We start from the raw sequence: 17,604 nt of genomic DNA, 5'->3' as shown, positions 1-17,604 counted from the left end.
GTAATGACTAAGCCCAAGGTAATGACCATCTATGGCACCCGCCCGGAGGCTATCAAGGTTGCCCCTGTGATCAAGGCGCTGGATAAAGATGAGCGCTTTGAATCCATTCCGGTTTCTACCGGACAGCACAAAGAGATGCTGGAGCAGGTCAACACCATGTTTGGCATTTCCCCGAAGCATGACCTCGGCCTTATGAAGCCGGGTCAAGGCCTCAATGAGATCGTCTCCCGTGCGATTGCCGGACTGGACTCCATCATTGAAGAGGAACAACCAGACGTCATCATCTCCCAGGGCGATACCTCTACCGCCATGGCCGCAGCGCTCGCGGGATTCCACCGCGGTGTAAAGATTGTCCACCTGGAAGCGGGCCTGCGCACCGGGGATATCCACTCGCCGTTCCCCGAAGAAGCTAACCGCAAGCTCATTGGCCAGGTAGCCGAGCTCCACCTGGCCCCTACCGAAGGGTCTATGGAGAACCTGCGCCGCGAGAACGTTCGTTCCAAGGACATCGTGGTCACTGGTAATACCGTCATTGACGCGCTTTTGGAAGCAGCCTCGTGGGACACGAAGTTCGCGGACCCTGCCCTGCAGGAAGCCGCAGATTCCGATAAGCGGCTTGTCGTAGTTACCACCCATCGCCGCGAGAACCTTGAGGCTATGAAGGAAATCGGTGGCGCGGTCAAGGATCTGGCAGAAGCCTATCCAGAGATCAACTTTGCCTTGCCGCTGCACCTGAATCCGAAGGTGCGCGAGGCCGTCCTGCCGGAGGTCGAGCACCTGCCGAATATCATCATCACGGATCCGCTGCCTTATGACCAGTTCACGCAGCTGCAAAACCGCGCGACCATCATCTTGACTGACTCCGGCGGAGTCCAGGAAGAGGCTCCTGCGCTAGGCAAGCCAGTCCTGGTTATGCGCCAAAATACCGAGCGCCCCGAGGCCGTCGTTGCCGGCACCGTAAAGCTGGTGGGCACCAACCGTGAGCTCATCGTGGCTGAGGCTAAGCTTTTGCTTTCCGACGCCGCCGCATTCGACGCCATGGCCAACGCAGTCAACCCCTATGGCGATGGCAAGGGTGCGCAGCGCGCTGTAGCGGCTATTGCCGAGCTAACCGGAGTTGGCGAGCGGGAAGCTGACTTCCGTCCGGAGATCGATACCTCCAAGTCCCCTCAAAGTGAGGAATAAGCCGCGCGAATGGTGGCTATAGCGGATATTATAAAAGTATGAAACCGCTGGAGATCCGTTGTAACCACCAAGAGCGTATGAAGGCCGCAGACATCCTCGGGGATGCGCTGTCGGCAGGTCAGATTGACCTCACTGAATTTGAAAAGCGTTCGGCCGATTGTGAGAGCGCCACAACGCGTGGCGAGCTGATCAAGCCCCTCGCTGACCTTGTGGAAAGCCCGGAAAAAGTCCTCTTTGGTGCCCATAGCCAGGTTACCAAAGCTTACTCCGGCCACCAAGAATCCAACGCCATAGCCAAAGTTGAGCAGGCGATGAAGCAGATTCAGCCTTCGGTAGGACAGCCGCAATCCCTGGCTCTGGGCATCTTCGGTGGCTCCACGGTCAATGGCGGGGCAGTAGCCCGTACCCTGACAGCTATTGGAGCCTTCGGCGGTGTTGACATTGACCTGACCGGCGTGGCTCTTCGTAACCGCACGACCACCATCAATACGGTAGGAGTTTTCGGTGGTGCCGATGTCTACATCCCAGAGGGCTTCCGCGTCCGCGTGGGTGGCTTTGGCCTTTTTGGTGGGCATGACCTGAAGGTCGAGCACGGCGCCATACATCCGAATGACCTTCCAGTGGACGCACCCGAAATCATCGTCAACTGCTACAGCCTCTTTGGTGGCGTAGACGTTCACGTGGGGCGCCGCTACGGAGAATAGCTATTACTATTTGTCGACCCCGCCAGCATATCGCCGGCTGACCTGGGTCACATCTGAAGCGTGGTGGTATTTCTTTCGGACGTGCTCTCAATGCCTTTGCCTGATCTGCCTAGTACAGGGAGCGCTTTCCTTGCGGAGAGAAAACTCGAACAACAAATCAGCTGCTGCGCAGCTTTAGATAACGGCGAAAGCATCTGCAACAGTAGTCGGCCGTGTGAGTTAGCAACCTGTTGCAAACCTAACGGCCTTTTTCTCGTTCCTGTGAGCCCCACTCCTACTCCGAAGATGTATCTGGCGCCGTAGCCAGGATTTACAGAAAATCGGTGGAGATAGCTCGTGTCCCCCGTGCAGACAAGGCGTTGCCGACTTTATTTCTGATATCGGAAACGCTAACAGAAATGTCTGCTCGATTTATGCAGATTTGGTTCAGTTCAATTTAGGTTAGTACCTCTTCGGTGCAAAATCTTTCGGCCGGCGCAAAACCCTGGTCACCAGTTGCAGTTTCGTCGTCGCCCCTGACGGGTTTGGAAATCAGCAGCATCCTTAATGGAACGCTCGAGACTAGAGGAAACACCGCCGAGCGGCTTCTTTAACTGCTTTAATGATCCGGCTCCCAGCCAGCCGTTTTATGGCGAGGGATGCCACTGTGTAAGATTTCAGACCTGTTTATATCATTAGTGAGTATGTGATATTTACCCAGTCGAATCAGTATAGGAACGAGGTTCCCAGAATCGGGAATTAGAGTGCTGGATCGCCGGATTTAGGAAAGCAGCCAAGTTGGCACTTGACGATTCTATTTCTCAGGAAACGGAGCCTTAGACCGGCTATGAGGTCGAGCCGTTTTGTTTCAGAGCTTTGTGCCAAGTTTTAGGCCTATTTCTGGGCGGAGCCTGTTCGAACCCCAGCGTCTCCAACGGAGACGTGGACGGCGAGACAGAAGCTTCTAAGACCTGCTTCAGAAGAGCGGATTCAGGAGGGGTGTGACCGCGCCCCCAGCGGCCCATTAATAGCCACATATTTTTGTCGGGTGCGGGGGTCGCCCGTAACCACGGTGCTAGGTGCCTGTCTCTGTGCAGTCCGTCGAAGGTATTTTGGAGGAAGATAACGCGGTTGGGAAAGCCATGAGAGTATAAAGACCGCAAATCAAAAGTAATTGGTGAAGATTCAATGTCGGGAACATCCCAGGCAATATTGGCGTATGTTTCGACCGGATCAGAGGTGTATTCGGCGATATTTGTCTGTGGGTTTACGGCAATGGCTGTAGAACCAGGGAAATGCCAAGAATAATAGAGGGACGCGAAACCTCCTCCTGAAGCACCAAAAAATATCATTTTCTGGTCCCATCCAAATGCATATGAGACATGCCGCAATATCCCCGGGAGATCAGCTTGTAACCACTGAGTTCGGCTACCAGCAAACCAGCCGAGATCTAATCCGAGGGCCAGAGAAGGATCGGAGACAAATATGAGATTAGCATTCAGAACGCGGGTGATCCGTTGTCCCGAAAAAAGTGGGTAGTGTTTGACTTTTCGCCGGTAGATAGCTGCGTGGAATAAGACGAGAGTAGTATCCGAACCGCGGTTAACGACTTTGATATCGAGCTCTCCTTGGCCGTATCCAATCGTGGAAACCCCGTCAAGGGGGGGGAAGGATGAGTAAAAGTCCAGCAATGAATCGAACTTATGATGAGGAGAGAAATTATCGCGGCGGGTGAGCATGAGAAGTGAGAGGATTCCTAGAGAGAAGCAAGCTAAAAGTAAAAGCCTGATGGATAACTCCACCAGGCTATTTGCTCCTCCAACTGGGCTCGAACCAGTGACCCTTCGATTAACAGTCGAATGCTCTGCCAACTGAGCTATGGAGGAATATTCGTTGTACGGCGAACTTTGTGTTCTCTGTGCAACGAGAAATAACTATATAGGGTTCCTGCCGTTTCAACAAATTAGCAGTACACAGCGGCAAAATGGCTGAATTTGTTGTTCGTATGTGGCGGGAACGCGGCAGGAAAGGGCCAGGACTCCACACACTGGGGCCCCTGTGTAAAAATGGTAGGTAAGAAGACTAGTTCTATGGGAACCAGTAATCTAGGAATAGCGGCTCAGTATGCTGTTGGCGCTAGAGAGCGACGGATTTGGTACTAACGAAAGAGAGAAAATTGCGGATCCTCATCATTTCGCAGTATTGGTCGCCAGAGAGTAACGTGCCGCAGCGTCGCTGGGAATGGATCGCTAGTATTCTAAAATCTCAAGACCACGAGGTCAGGGTTGTTGCTCCTCCGCCGGCATCTGTTCGACGAACCTCTATGAGTCATTGGTGGAGCGCGTCTCTCTTCCATCCTCGAACGGAGGTAGCAAAGAGTAACGCTGTAGATTTAGTCATCCGGAGTGGGTTTATCCCGTGTGGTGGCTCATTGATCCAGCGTGCGATCGGTCAAGCGGGCATCGCTCTGGGGTCTCTCTACGCAGTAATAGTTGAGTTCGGAATTCGGAAATCTTGGAAGCCTGACTTGGTTATAGGTACAGTGCCGGCTTTGCCAACCGCCGTGGTCGCCTTTGCAGCAGCTAAAATCTCAGGGGCGAAATTGGCTATCGACTTAAGGGACGCCTGGCCTGACCTCTTAGCCTATTCAAGTGAGTGGAATAAGGGGGTCAAGAGTGCCTCGCTAAAGCAAAAAATCTTGAGTAGAGGGCCGATTCAGTTCGTTAGTTTTGTGGTTGCTAGGACACTTTATTATGTCTTGGGGAAAGCCCATGGTGTCATTTTCACAGCAGATGATTTGAAGTTAGATTTTCAGAGTCGACCTCAGTTGCGGAAGAACTCAACACTTTTGAGCAATATGGTCACCATCCGGAATGTTTTTCCCCGAGGGGGATTGGGGCAGAAGAAGGCTCCAGACTCAGGGGAAGGACCTCTAAAGGTGCTATATGCCGGCACTATAGGTCGCGCTCAACGACTTCAAAACGTGATTGATGCAGCGGTGATCGCGGCGGATCGCGGAGTGCCGATTGAGCTAAAGTTCGTGGGCGCAGGAGATGCTCGCATGTCAGTGAAAGACTACGCAAAGCAAAGAAAAGTTCCCGCAGCTTTCATTAAGCGGAAGTCAGCTGACTCCATCTCAGACTATTACGACTGGGCAGATACCGCGCTTGTCCATTTAACTGATTGGAAGCCATTAGAAAGAACTGTTCCCTCTAAACTGTTCGAGCTCATGGAGTATGGGGTGCCAATTACAGGTGTTGTAGCCGGGGAATCAGTCAGGTTGATCGAGTCGTTGGAAGCCGGTTATGCGGTTCCTCCCGAGTCGCCGGAAGCTCTAGCGAACCTATGGTGTGCCTTAGCTCAGGGCGAATTATCTCTCAAGGCGAGCGAAAGAGCTCGACATTGGGTTGAGAACGAACGGAACAACGTTGTGCCCAGCTTGATTGCTAAGTTCTTGAAGCAGATGGAGCCATAAGCATGCCTGCTGGAATTGGTCGCTCGGTCATCAAATTTTGGTCCATCAATGTTGTGGGACTTGTACAGGATCCTGTGCGATTTTCGAATCGAATGGTTGAATTCGTGCGCCTAAACTCAGAGTCCAAGGTAGCCCGAGCATGTGTGAAGGGGGCGCACTTTGTACTTTCGGCAATGAGGAGCCCTGGGTACGAGACCGCCGAGGCCGGGGAATTGAGTAGGGCGATAAAACAGCTGAAAAAGTCGCGATTCCTTAGGCCATTGACGTTTTCGTTTGAGAGATATCTCCGCGGGAAACTTCTGCAACTCCAGTCAGTTGAATGCTTTGAGGGAGCAGTTGAACGCAGCGGTAGCGCAGCCGCCCCGCGGGTACTGTTTCATTTCACGAATGCATTGCCCTATACCCAATCTGGATACACGCTTCGGTCTAAAGCACTATTCAAGAGTTTAAGGGCAAGGGGAGTAGAAGCGTTTGCTTGTACGCGCTACGGATATCCAGAGAATATCGGTAGATTCCATCATGGTCCATATTTTGTCAACGATGGTCTCGAATATTTCGTGTTGGGCTCCGTATTTGCTCCGTTTTCTATTACTCGCCAGGAGGATCTGGCCGTACGCCAACTGGTAAGACTCGCGAGGGAAAAGCAAGTAAACATACTTCACACCACCACCCCGTACACAAACGCACGCGTGGTGGCTCGCGCAGCCGCTCTACTTGACGTCCCATGGATCTATGAGGTCCGAGGCGAGCCCGAGAGCACGTGGGCTTCGCAGTCACCAGACCCAGAAAAACGCCGCAGCTCGGAGTTTTTTGAATTAGCGCGCCAGGCCGAAACAGCGGCGATGATGGCTGCAAATCAAGTAATAGCGTTAAGTGAGGTGTCGAAAGGGGACCTAACGCGTCGAGGCGTTCCAGAATCGAAAATCAAGGTCGTTCCGAACGCTTTGGAAGCCAATCAGCTTAAAACTCATATTGACAAAGCACACGCCCGAAAACGATTGGGCCTAGGCGACGAGTTCTTAATCGGTGCAATTACCTCAGTCGTGGATTACGAAGGGCTGGACATTGCTATAACTGCGATGGAGGAGATTTCAGACGCAACTCTCATTATCGTCGGAGATGGAGTGGCTCGACCAGGGCTTGAAGACTTGGTCGATGAGCTTGAATTGAACGATCGGGTTGTCTTCGCTGGTAAGCAGCCGGCCTCTGATATTCACCTTTGGTACGCTGCTTTGGATGTGTTCGTGGTACCGCGGCGAGACGTTGAAGTTTGTAGGAAGGTCACTCCGCTTAAGCCGCTACAGGCTATGGCCTGCGGGGTACCGGTAATCGGAACTGACCTACCAGCGTTAAAGGAAATCACCGGTGGATTAATGGTTGAAGTTGAACCGGATAACCCCTCCGCGCTTGCCAAATCAGTTGATTTAGTCCGGCAGGGGGAACTCAGCGTGAATCCTCGGGAGCTTGAAGAATGGGCCAAGAAGCGATCATGGGAGCGGAATGCGCACATCTTGGAGGGGCTGTACTTAGAGCTACTGAGGGGAAGATGAATGAGTCAAAAACTTTGCGGCCTCAGAATCCAGTAGGATTTTGTGCGGTTTAAACGCCTTCCGCTGCCGCTTGATGATGCGGTCAGCTTCTTCAAGTTTTCCCGTACTAACTCTATTTCCCCAGACACGGTAAGTTGTAGTTACAGTTTCCGCATCTCCGTCAGCAATCATGTCGCCTTCGTGCAGCCATATGGCACGAGTGCAGTGCGTTTGAATTGTCGCGGCACCATGAGATACGAGAAAGACTGTTCCGGATCCAGCGAGAAACTCGTCCATACGATCCTTAGCCTTAGCTTTGAACGTGGAATCTCCGGTGGAAAGGGCTTCGTCAATTAGTAGTAGCTCGCGCCGAACTGCTGTAGAGATCGCAAAAGTCAGGCGAGATTTCATGCCCGACGAATAAGTCTTTAAGGGACGATCGATTGCGGATCGGAGATCCGCCCAATCGATGATCGGATCCACGAGCTTCGAAGATTCCGCTGGGGTTAGCCCCATTGCCAAGAGTCCTAAATTGATATTTTGGCGACCGCTTAAATTTGATTGGAGAGCCGCCCCGACGCCGAGCAAGGTGGGCTGGGAGGAAACAAACACGTCGCCGGAATCGGGCTTTGATGACCCAGCAATCATTCGTAGAAGGGTTGACTTCCCGGAGCCGTTTTTACCCAGGATGCCGATCGATTCTCCAGAATAAGCTACAAAGCTAACGTCTTTTACTGCTTCCACAGTATGCTTCGAAAGTTTTTTGGATAAAACATGCTCAGAACCGGAGCGATTAAGGTAGTAAGACTTCTTGAGATTACGAGCGACAACCGTTGGGTTATTTGACAACTGCGTACCTTTCCTCGGCTTGCCAAAAGTAGAAGTATCCAATAATCAATAGCCCGAATGACCAAGCTGCAATATACAGCCAAGTGCCTAAGGGCGGTACCTCACCGTCCAAAACCAGCTGCCGCACTGCGGTAAGAAACTGGTAAATGGGATTAGCTTGCATGATTGCTTGAATATGGGGATTTTTATCAAATTTGCTCAGATCGAAGAATACACCCGAGATGAAAAAGAGACCTCGATTGATGATTCCCACTACTGACTTTAGATCGGGAATAAATGCTGTAGCTCGTCCCACAATGAACATGCAACCGAGCGAGAAGCAATGGATTAAGAAATACAAGGGAACCACTAGAATGATGGTCCAAGAAACTCCTTTATCGAGCTGAAAAAGAAGTGCGCCTATTATCGCAACCATGGCGGGGATTGCATGGTCGATCATTTGCTTAATGGTCGTCGAAATGGGGATGGCTGCTGTGGGGAAGTTAAAACTGCTAATCAACCCCTTTGAGCCACGGATGATGGAAGTGCCAGCTGATAAGCCGCCGGTTGCGAACTTGAGGTAAATTACACCGATTGTTAGGAATCCAATGAAATTGTCCATTCCCCTGGAAACGTGAAGAACGTAGCCGAAAATGAAAGCATAAACTGCCACGTCTAGGATCGGTTGAAGGATAAGCCAAGCGCGTCCGAGGAACATATTTCTACCTCGGCTAAGCGATTTACTGCGTGCATAAGCCAAGATGAAATGTCGGCGGTCAAGAAGACGACGAGTATACGACGCTAGGTTATCTCGGCTCTGTAGGTTATATAACTGGGAATCGTCAACGAGCTCCAAGTTGCGGAAACTAGCGTTTTTAACGCGCTTGGGCTTTTCTTGTTTTGCGTTGGTCCCCTCGGGAGCACTGTCGCTGTCGTTGTTCAATTGTGATTCCACAATTTCTCCACTGTGATGATTGCTCTGTAGTTACGGTCTAAACTGTCACTGAGGATAGTCTAGAATCATCGTATGCAGTTAGGAAACTTTGAGCCGGCATCTTCCAAAGGAGAAGCCACGCCTGTCCGTACCTTTATTTTTGGTGGGTGTGTGAGTCGGGACACTGTTGAGTTCGCTAAGCACACCGACTTCAAAGTGCTCCGCTATGTGGCACGTCAGTCTCTACTTTCCGTGGGCTCAGACGCGAAATCCAATATTCCTGATTTCAAACTGAAAAGCTCTTTCCAGCAGCGCATGTTAGAGAGTGATTTGTCGGGAAACCTCATGCGCGAAATATCGAAGAAAAACGGTATTGATGTTTTTGTCTGGGACTTGGTCGTTGAACGGACCGGGGTTTGGGAGTTTCCAGATGGGAGCATTGCTACCAATAGCGCGGAACTTAGGCGGCTGGAGGGCGTGCCCCAAATCCTGAAAACGGCCAGAAAGATTCCTTTCGGGTCCGCCGAGCACTTCCAGCGTTGGCAGGGGGCTGCAGCTTTATTTACTGAGTTTTTGGATTTTCTTGGTTTGAAGCAAAAATGCCTAGTCTTGGCACCGGAATGGGCCGAGTATCGCTCAGACAATAAGAAGACTGGCCGGATACGTGGTTTATCTGCCTCGCAGTACAATGAGATGTTCCGTAAATATTACGTGGTTCTAGAAAGACTGGGGATTACTGTGTCAAGGATCGACGGCACAGTAGCTGACGAGAACCATAAGTGGGGAAATGCACCATTCCACTTCACTCGTTCGGCGTATGCTTCGATGGAGTACGAGATTAAGAAATCAGTACACCAGACTAGGAATTAGCGGCATAGATATGAAACTAGAAGGTTTGCTGGCTTCCTTGCTGAAGGGAGCTCGTCAAATCCCGCACGGTATTAGAGCGCGAGTATATCGGGGGCGTTCCAGAGTCGAGGCGACTGTGGGTACTCGCTTTCTCGGACCGGATTTGGACGAAAACGCGAAATCCACCCTGCAAAGAGCTTGGCGCGGGTTGTCAGACGCTGCGGTGGGAGAGAATCGGCGAAGGTCTGGCAATAGCGGGGAAGTGCGGGCTTTTTCGCGTGGATACGAGTTCAGCAACCAAGGGTTTCTTCAACCACCGCCTTCACCGCGTTGGAAAGAGCTGGCTCTAGGTGAGGGGCGCCTTCGGGTTGAAGAAAACCTTCCTGTTGCATTGGCCCAGAAACGTGGAGTCTCAGTTGCCGTGCTGGGGGTTGCTATCGACTCGGAAGAAGGAATATCTGATAGTGACCTCATCGCTGACCGTATTGCTGATCTAATATTGTCTGGAAATAGCCTCGATGCGATTGATGAGTACGTCCTGTGGCTAGGGGGCCGGTTCGTCCTTATCGCCGGGCGTGATGACCAGTGGCGTATTCACGTAGATGCAATGGCAAGCAGAAGTTGTTACTGGACCGTCAGAAATAAACAACTTTTCGCTGCATCGCATTCTGCGTTGGTCGCTAGAGAGATAGAAGAATTCTCGAGGAAGCGAGCATATTGGGTTCTTTCAAATCCTGACTATGTGAGTGCTGCGGGAAAATGGTTGCCAGGCCGCATTACGCCGCATGATTGCACCGACCTAGTAAGTGCTAATTGTGTGCTGTCTTTTGACGGAGAAAGGGCCCTGCACTCCCGCATTTTCCCATTGGAAAAGCACCGAGTATCAGCAGAATATTCGCCAAAAGAGGTCGCTCGCATTCTGATTGGTGAGCTTAGGGTGCAGACTTCGGCGTGGCTCAATTCCTCTGATAAAACCTATCTCGCTTTGACCTCAGGCCAAGATTCTTTGGTAGTTCTGTTGTCATGCATTGATCTTTTCCAAAAACACTTCACGAAAGCTATGACCTACATTTTCGCGGAGAGAAAGGATCCTTTAGGGATCAATGATCTCCAAGGAGCCAATTTCCTAGCTTTGCTGTCTGGTCTGCAACACAAGGTAGTGAAAGTGGAACCGTTCATTTTTGAGGGAAAGTTTGCTTCCGCGTACAAACGATCGTTTCCTACTTGGGCTCGTTTTCCGGCTTTAGCCAAAACTATGTGGCAGAACTTCCCCAAAGAATCCGTAGTCCTTTTTGGGATCGGTGGTGAAATCGGCACAGTCTTTTATAGAGATAGGACTGAAAGTCCAGTTAACGGCGAAATTCTAGCCGAAAAGTTTACGACGAGTAAATTTTCCTCCAATTCTCGCCTTGTCGCAGAGATGGAGGAGTACATAGCTTATACGCAGCTAGATTCAGTCTCCCCGTCGCTAGCAAGCTTCTATGACCTCTATTATTGGGAAAATCGAATGACCAGTTGGGCTGCTGCGGGATACTCCGAATATGAGTTAGGGCCCTCAATAGGTCTTCCGTTCAATACTAGGAGAATAATCTGGCCAATGCTCAATTTGTCGTACGAGAATCGGTTAAACAAAGCAGTGTACAAAACAATAATTCGTTGGAGTGGGTGGCCTCTGTGACTCAAAATGGAAGAATAAACAAGATGGTGAATAAAACTGAATACTATTTTAAACGGGCGCGTCAGGTGGCCCGAGATGAAGGCCCTTCTGAATTAATACGCCAGACTAAAAGGCGATTTAACGTAGGAACGGTAAGCAAAAGGACCGCTACGTTTGACCCACTGGCAGTAACCGCCCAAGGGATAACTAACAGGACAAGCCCATTCAAGGACCTACGCGTTGGCGTAATCATGGATGAATTTTCTCTCCTGGCATGGGGAGAGGAATTTACAATCGTGCCAATCTTGCCTGGGGAAGAATCGAAACTTCAATCCCTTGAGCTTGATTTATTCTTGGTCGAGAGTGCTTGGGACGGAAATGGAGGAGCCTGGAAATACCAATTGACTGGCGGTGCCGCTCCCAGCACCGCGCTTTCCGTGATCGTCGAGCAATGTAAGCAACTTGGGATTCCTACGGCCTTCTGGAATAAAGAGGATCCTCCCCATTTTGAGGACTTCTTGGATACTGCACGATTGTTCGATTTCGTGTTTACGAGTGATGTCAATTTGGTAGGTGCCTATAAGCAGGCTTTGGGGCATGACCGAGTGTGGCCTTTGAGCTTTGCTGCTCAGCCTGCGATTCATAACCCTATCCGGACTGATATGCCTAACTATCAGAAAGGAGACGTGGCTTTTGCAGGCATGTATTTTGCTCACAAATATCCAGAACGCCGTGAGCAAATGGAGATGCTGCTGGGCGGAGCTATGGACGCATCAGGGCATCTTGAAGACGGTCTCCGTATCTTCTCTAGATTCGAGGGAAAAGACGAGCGTTATCTTTTCCCGCAGCCGTTTTCCCAAAGAGTTGTGGGGTCTCTGCCGTACGAAAAAATGATTGCGGCTTACAAGAATTTCAAAGTCTTCCTAAATGTGAACTCTGTAGTCGACAGTCCCAGTATGTGCTCCCGTAGAGTGTTTGAACTTCTTGCTTCTGGCACGCCTGTAGTCTCTACATGGAGCAAGGCACTTGAGGAGACTTTTCCTTCTACTGAATTAGTGCTTGTAGATAGTAGGGAAGAAGCCACGTTGTCTATTCGTGCCTTGGTTAATTCTCCTGAGTTGAGAGACAGGCTGGTACATCGGGCGCAAAGAAGGATTTGGGAGAGCCATACCTATACAACTCGGGCAATGGAGATTTTGGAACGAGTTAGTCCCTCTGAATTTGAAGGTCTGAAGACTAAACCAAAAGTTAGTGTTATTTGCTCTACGGTGCGGGAAGGGCAATTGAAGCATGTATTTGAGCAGGTAGGTCGGCAATCCGGAGTGGATGTCGAGCTGATTTTGGTTCTGCACGGGATTCAAGTTGGTGACAAGGAGATTGCAAACTTCGCTGAGGAGGCGAAAGTTCATCAATACCGTGTACTTAGGGAGGAGCGAAGTTCCTCGCTAGGAGAGTGCTTAAATGCAGGTATCGCTGCTTCGTCAGGCGATTTCATCGCCAAGTTTGATGATGATGATTTTTACTTTGCTTCATATCTTTTGGATATGTATAACTCGTGGTCCTTTTCTGGTGCTGACCTGGTAGGCAAACAGGCAAACTATGCGTTTTTGGGCAATGAAGAATTGCTGATAGTTAGGCGGCCGGAGAGGGAACATCGCTGGACGAACTTCGTAGCTGGCCCTACTTTCTTCGGCCCCCGCAATACGTTTGCGGAAAATAAATTTGAGGCGCGTTCCCGAGGGGAAGACACTGCGTTTATTCGTTCTCTTTTGAGGAAAGGGGGGAAAATATATTCCACAGACCGCTTCAACTTTGTTCAGATGAGAAATGCTGGACAACATACTTGGGAAGTCTCAAATGCATCGTTTCTGGCTAACGGGCAGGTCGTGGGGATTGGTCGGAATTTCGAGGCTGTTGAATGCTAGATGGACCGCGTGCTCCCCAAGGGTTTTCGATGTAGGAGCGTCCCCTTTGTGGAATAATATACTGCGGTTCTAGAACGTCGAATTAAAATTTGAAAATACTTTTTCTCCCGAGGAGGGGTTTTAGTGAGCATTGAAGAGAAACAATTGGGACCCATAAACAAGGTTTGTGTTGTTGGGCTGGGATACATTGGTCTCCCGACTGCAGCTTTTATCGCTGATTCTGGTATCTCCGTAGTGGGGGTGGACATCAATGAGCGCCATGTGGAGAAGATCAACAATGGTGAAATGCCCTTTTTTGAACCTGGCTTCGAAGCTTTATTAAAAAGCGTAGTCGCCGATGGACATCTCAAGGCTGATACAGAAGTAGCGGAAGCAGACGCGTTCATTGTGGCTGTCCCGACGCCGTTCAATGATGACTATTCAGTCAATATGTCCTACATCGAAGCGGCAGCGAAGAATATTGCTCCTGTGCTTCGACCGGGGGCGCTCGTGGTCCTAGAATCAACCTCCCCTCCAGGGACCACTGAAAAGATGGCTGAAATTCTTTTAGCCGAAAGGCCGGACCTATCGACGGATCCTGAAAGTGCTAACCGTCTCTTAGTCGCACACTGTCCTGAGCGGGTATTACCGGGCAAGATTATGGAGGAGATGGCCGCTAATGACCGAGTTATCGGAGGCCTAAATCCCCTGTCGACGGATAGGGCGAAACAGCTATACTCCTCTTTCTGCAATGGCGAGATGCTATTGACGAATGCAACAACCGCTGAGATGGCAAAGCTGACCGAGAACTCGTTCAGGGACGTGAATATTGCCTTTGCAAACGAGCTGTCAATCATCTCAGACAAGCTTGGAATTGATGTTTGGGAATTGATTGAACTCGCCAACCATCACCCACGAGTCAATATTCTGAATCCGGGCCCTGGTGTGGGTGGCCACTGCATTGCAGTTGATCCTTGGTTCATTGTTTCTTCGGCTCAGGAGGAAGCCAAGCTGATCCGTACGGCGAGGGAGGTTAATGACGGCAAGCCTGCCTACGTTATTGCCAAAATTACTGAAGCAGTCGAGGCCGAAGGCGCAGATTCAATCGCCGCACTGGGAATAGCATTTAAGCCGGATATCGATGATTTGAGAGAATCCCCTGCTCTGTCTATCGTGCAACAAATGGCCGAGAAGTGGCCAGAGAAAAACATCCTAGTAGCTGAGCCTAATGTGAATGAGCTGCCCGAGAGTCTAACCGCATATCAAAACGTGCAGCTAGTTGACGCTTCTCACGCGATATCTTCAAGCCCCGTGGTTGCTGTCTTAGTGGACCATACACCTTTCAAGAGCCTCGAAAAGAGCGTCTTGGAAGGAAAGAATGTCGTTGACACACGTGGCATGTGGAGCTGATCCTAGGGATGAAGAGGTTGGAATCCGGCAAGTCGCTTGCAAGTCTTGCCGTGTTAGCCGCTGTGTTGTTAATAGCCGCGGTGCTGTCGAGCAATATGGTTCGCGCGGGGCTGCTGATCTTGGCGGTGTTAATAGCAGCTCTGATTTTGGTCTTGAGCGTTTCTTGGGCACGACGAGTGGAGGCACAACGCCGTCAGGATTACCGCAATGTAATGTCCGTTGCAAAGGAGTTGTCGCTGCTCCGAAACATGTCGGGGAGTATAGCTAAATCGAGAGAAAGTCAACGCTTTCAAGAAGAGCAACTCACTCAAATCAATTCCGCGGTCGAGGAATGGCGGGACGGGGAGACAGGCTCAGGGGGCAGAAGCTCAGAACCTCTATCCTATTTCTCGCCTAGGCGTATCTCTGCATCGAAGCCTGTCGAAAAGCCCAACTCCCATGTGGCTGGGCGACAGGCGGCGCTGCAAGACACTGGGGAGGGTTCCAAGGAAAAACTACGGGAACTGCTCTATCCTGCCAGCGAAGTGAGTCGAGTAGTGGCCGTTTTAGGCTCTTCCGAACTACGTGAAATTCTTTCAGACTTTTGCTCCGTCCGGAAAATAGATTCTGCCGTTGACCTGGCGAAGGCAGGGAACGACATTTCCTACCTCGTTATCGAAGAAGCATCTTTAACCTCTGGTCGCTGGTTCGGGAGTCTTTCAGCTCAGGGAACGCATCTTTTCCAGGAGCTCCATAGCCAGATTATGAAAGCGCAACGAAACGGTAATGTCGTTACGGCGGTAGTGGCTAATGCACCAGCTTCACACATGACGAGCGTTTTGCGTGACGCCGCTGATGTTGTGCTTTCTAAGAAGTCAAGGAAAGATTCTCGGAGCGCCGAAATGGCGAACCCAGTGATAAAGGCCATCGACGCATACGCGTGTAAGTGAGGTTAAGAAGTGAGCATAGCTGTAGTTTATGGGGACATCAGCCCGAATGTTGTCGATGGTTCGTCCATTTGGCTCATGTCAATAACCGAAACGCTTTCAAAGACATGCGATGAGGTCCATCTCCAGCTCAAAATGAAGCCGGATAACTATCGTCTCTTACAGTCCGTAGACAAGATTGAAAACGTCGTTCTACATCTTCCTCCGGACACCAGTTCTCCACTCAACGAGGAAGCCGCGGTTCCTGTCCTTGAATCGTTGACGAATAAGGTCGGTGCTGACATCCTCGTTTCTCGAGGACTGAATTTGGCACACACATTAAGTCGCTCTTCGACCTTGGTGCCGATACTTTGGGCTTATATAACGGATCTTCCTTTCCCAATCACCAAGCTTTCTAAAACCAATGTAGGCCGTTTGCAAAGAATCTCGGCGAACTCTCGGAGAGTATTTGTACAAACTGAAGCGGCCCGAAGCTATCTAGAATCGATCGCTCCATTCGCGGCAGGGAAGACCTGCTTGATGCTTCCGATGGTACCGAGTGAGGCGTTTTCCAAGGAGAAACGCGGGGAGAACTACGAACAGTCGGACAAGCTCCGCATTGTCTATGCGGGAAAGATGGCTAAGGACTGGAAGACACTCGAAATGCTGGAGATTCCCAAGCATCTGAGAAAGTTGGGAATCGACTCAGAGCTATTAGTTGTCGGAGACAAGATAAATAGGGATAAGAGAGATCCTTCTTGGCACATTCAGATGAAAGATGCGCTAGAGAAGGCAGCGGCAGATGCTGATAGCGGAGTTGAATGGTTAGGTGGTGTATCTCGGGATGAATCCATGGCAGCCATTTCGTCCGCCCATATTGGATTAGGTTGGCGGACAGCGGTACTAGATTCAAGCCTTGAGGTTTCCACAAAGGCGTTAGAATATTCTGCCCTTGGAACTCCTGCCTTAGTTAACTTTAACGAAGACTCCCGTGCTCTCTTCGGCAGCGATTATCCATTCTTTATCGATGCGCAAGCTACCGCAGTGGATGCCGCAAAGGTCATTGCGAAAACCGCAAACTCTATTGACCTAATGAGCCCAAAGGTTCGGGGCAAGGTAGCAAACTTTTCAATGGATTCAGCGGTAGATCGTCTAACTGGCTACTTCGAAGCGGCCGGCATAGTCCGTTCTAGTAAGCGTGCAGTGCCTATGGATGCGATTAAGGTCGTAATCGCATCCCACGATTTCAAGTTCATGGGCGAATTAGTGGATGCGCTTGAGAAGGATCCACGGTTCATACTCGAGAAGGACGTGTGGTCGTCTCTGCATCAGCATGACGAAGAACGCAGCCGAAAACTAGTCGATTGGGCGGACGTTGTATTTTGCGAATGGTGTGGTCCGTCAGTTCGCTGGTATGCAGAGCATAAGCGAGCAGGGCAGAGGCTAATTAGTCGTCTACATGGATTCGAACTTCGTGGTCCCGGTCCATGGATGAAGGAAATCGACTGGCAGGCCGTGGACGAATTGATTTTCGTTTCGCAGCATTACGAGGAATTGGCGCTGGAACGACTTCCGCTCCAATCCACGGCTACTCGGGTAATTCCAAATGCAATTGATTTAGTGGACTTTGACCGGGAAAAGCTTTTTGGAGCTCAGTTCCATATTGGTCTGGTCGGCTACGTTCCCTTCTTGAAGCGACCAGATAGAGCTGTTTCATTTTTTGAAGAGCTATTGGAACAAGACGACCGGTACATCCTTCACATAAGAGGCAGGGCCCCATGGGAATACCCTCACGAATGGAGTAAGCCGCTGCAGAAGCAGTTGTATCTAGATTTTTTCTCATCTATTGCCTCGAACGAGCGACTACGGGATCACGTAGTGTTTGAAGATTTTGGGCCAGATATGGCGTCTTGGTTTAGGAAGATCGGCATCGTGTTGTCGCCAAGTGATGAGGAAAGTTTCCATCTTGCGCCTGCAGAAGGAATGGCCTCGCGTGCAGTCCCCATCGTGTGGGAGAGAGACGGGGCGAAGAACATTTTTGGTCCGTATGTAGATGGAGGTAGTGACCTCGCAATCGATCGCGTACTCGCCCTACGTGAACCGGAGACATTTGCAGAAGAGGGCCAAAAGGCACGTGAATACGCCTCCCGTTGGGGAGTTAAGAAAATTATTACCGAATGGATCGAAGCCTTGACCGGGCAAAATATTGCCGTCAAGGAGTCTGAGCGTACGGAAACTATCTAGG

At 50.5% G+C, this 17,604-nt stretch carries 13 protein-coding genes and 1 tRNA gene; 10 read left to right on the top strand and 4 right to left on the bottom strand.

The window, feature by feature from the left end:
* The first annotated feature begins 3 nt into the window (after window positions 1–3).
* Window positions 4–1,185 (top strand): non-hydrolyzing UDP-N-acetylglucosamine 2-epimerase, encoded by a 1,182-nt coding sequence (gene wecB, locus ACKFRX_RS09440; protein ID WP_179386820.1) that lies wholly within the window; start codon window positions 4–6, stop codon window positions 1,183–1,185.
* A gap of 38 nt (window positions 1,186–1,223) precedes the next feature.
* The gene (locus ACKFRX_RS09435; protein ID WP_408927727.1) at window positions 1,224–1,889 is read left to right on the top strand and encodes a DUF1707 domain-containing protein; all 666 of its coding nucleotides are present in this window, start codon (window positions 1,224–1,226) and stop codon (window positions 1,887–1,889) included.
* 824 nt (window positions 1,890–2,713) lie between these two features.
* Here the strand turns inward: ACKFRX_RS09435 and ACKFRX_RS09430 are convergent.
* A complete protein-coding gene (locus ACKFRX_RS09430) occupies window positions 2,714–3,670 on the bottom strand; it encodes a hypothetical protein (RefSeq protein WP_408927726.1) in 957 nt (318 codons plus the stop codon).
* 11 nt (window positions 3,671–3,681) lie between these two features.
* A tRNA-Asn gene (locus ACKFRX_RS09425) sits at window positions 3,682–3,754 on the bottom strand.
* A gap of 665 nt (window positions 3,755–4,419) precedes the next feature.
* Between ACKFRX_RS09425 and ACKFRX_RS09420 the strand changes: the two genes are divergently transcribed.
* Entirely contained in the window at window positions 4,420–5,343 is a 924-nt protein-coding gene (locus ACKFRX_RS09420; RefSeq protein ID WP_408927725.1) for a glycosyltransferase, read from the top strand.
* A 2-nt stretch (window positions 5,344–5,345) separates the two neighbouring features.
* Entirely contained in the window at window positions 5,346–6,893 is a 1,548-nt protein-coding gene (locus ACKFRX_RS09415) for a glycosyltransferase family 4 protein (RefSeq protein WP_408927724.1), read from the top strand.
* On the opposite strand, the gene ACKFRX_RS09410 is transcribed toward ACKFRX_RS09415, so the two are convergent.
* Complete coding sequence (locus ACKFRX_RS09410) at window positions 6,876–7,721, bottom strand: ABC transporter ATP-binding protein (RefSeq protein ID WP_218840688.1); 846 nt, start codon at window positions 7,719–7,721, stop codon at window positions 6,876–6,878. The genes ACKFRX_RS09415 and ACKFRX_RS09410 overlap by 18 nt on opposite strands.
* Complete coding sequence (locus ACKFRX_RS09405; RefSeq protein WP_284815464.1) at window positions 7,711–8,655, bottom strand: ABC transporter permease; 945 nt, start codon at window positions 8,653–8,655, stop codon at window positions 7,711–7,713. The genes ACKFRX_RS09410 and ACKFRX_RS09405 overlap by 11 nt, the downstream gene beginning before the upstream one ends.
* A 72-nt stretch (window positions 8,656–8,727) precedes the next feature.
* On the opposite strand from ACKFRX_RS09405, the gene ACKFRX_RS09400 reads away from it, so the two are divergent.
* From ACKFRX_RS09400 to ACKFRX_RS09375, 6 genes are all read left to right on the top strand, one after another.
* The gene (locus ACKFRX_RS09400) at window positions 8,728–9,504 is read left to right on the top strand and encodes a DUF6270 domain-containing protein (RefSeq protein ID WP_179386815.1); all 777 of its coding nucleotides are present in this window, start codon (window positions 8,728–8,730) and stop codon (window positions 9,502–9,504) included.
* Window positions 9,505–9,514: 10 nt separating this feature from the next.
* Window positions 9,515–11,161, top strand: a complete 1,647-nt coding sequence (locus ACKFRX_RS09395) for a hypothetical protein (RefSeq protein ID WP_200435359.1) — start codon at window positions 9,515–9,517, stop codon at window positions 11,159–11,161.
* A gap of 230 nt (window positions 11,162–11,391) precedes the next feature.
* Entirely contained in the window at window positions 11,392–13,065 is a 1,674-nt protein-coding gene (locus tag ACKFRX_RS09390; RefSeq protein ID WP_179387584.1) for a glycosyltransferase, read from the top strand.
* Between the two features lie 123 nt (window positions 13,066–13,188).
* The gene (gene wecC, locus ACKFRX_RS09385; protein WP_284815461.1) at window positions 13,189–14,454 is read left to right on the top strand and encodes a UDP-N-acetyl-D-mannosamine dehydrogenase; all 1,266 of its coding nucleotides are present in this window, start codon (window positions 13,189–13,191) and stop codon (window positions 14,452–14,454) included.
* Window positions 14,445–15,383: a hypothetical protein gene (locus tag ACKFRX_RS09380; RefSeq protein WP_408927723.1), complete on the top strand. Its 939-nt coding sequence runs from the start codon at window positions 14,445–14,447 to the stop codon at window positions 15,381–15,383. Before wecC ends, ACKFRX_RS09380 begins: the two co-directional genes overlap by 10 nt.
* 9 nt (window positions 15,384–15,392) lie before the next feature.
* Entirely contained in the window at window positions 15,393–17,603 is a 2,211-nt protein-coding gene (locus tag ACKFRX_RS09375; protein WP_408927722.1) for a glycosyltransferase, read from the top strand.
* Window position 17,604 lies beyond the last annotated feature (1 nt).

This window comes from Corynebacterium tuberculostearicum (assembly GCF_046097465.1).
GTDB classification, from domain to species: Bacteria; Actinomycetota; Actinomycetes; order Mycobacteriales; family Mycobacteriaceae; genus Corynebacterium; species Corynebacterium tuberculostearicum_I.
Note: the sequence above shows the minus strand (reverse complement) of the source record. Positions and strands in the feature narration are given on the sequence as shown.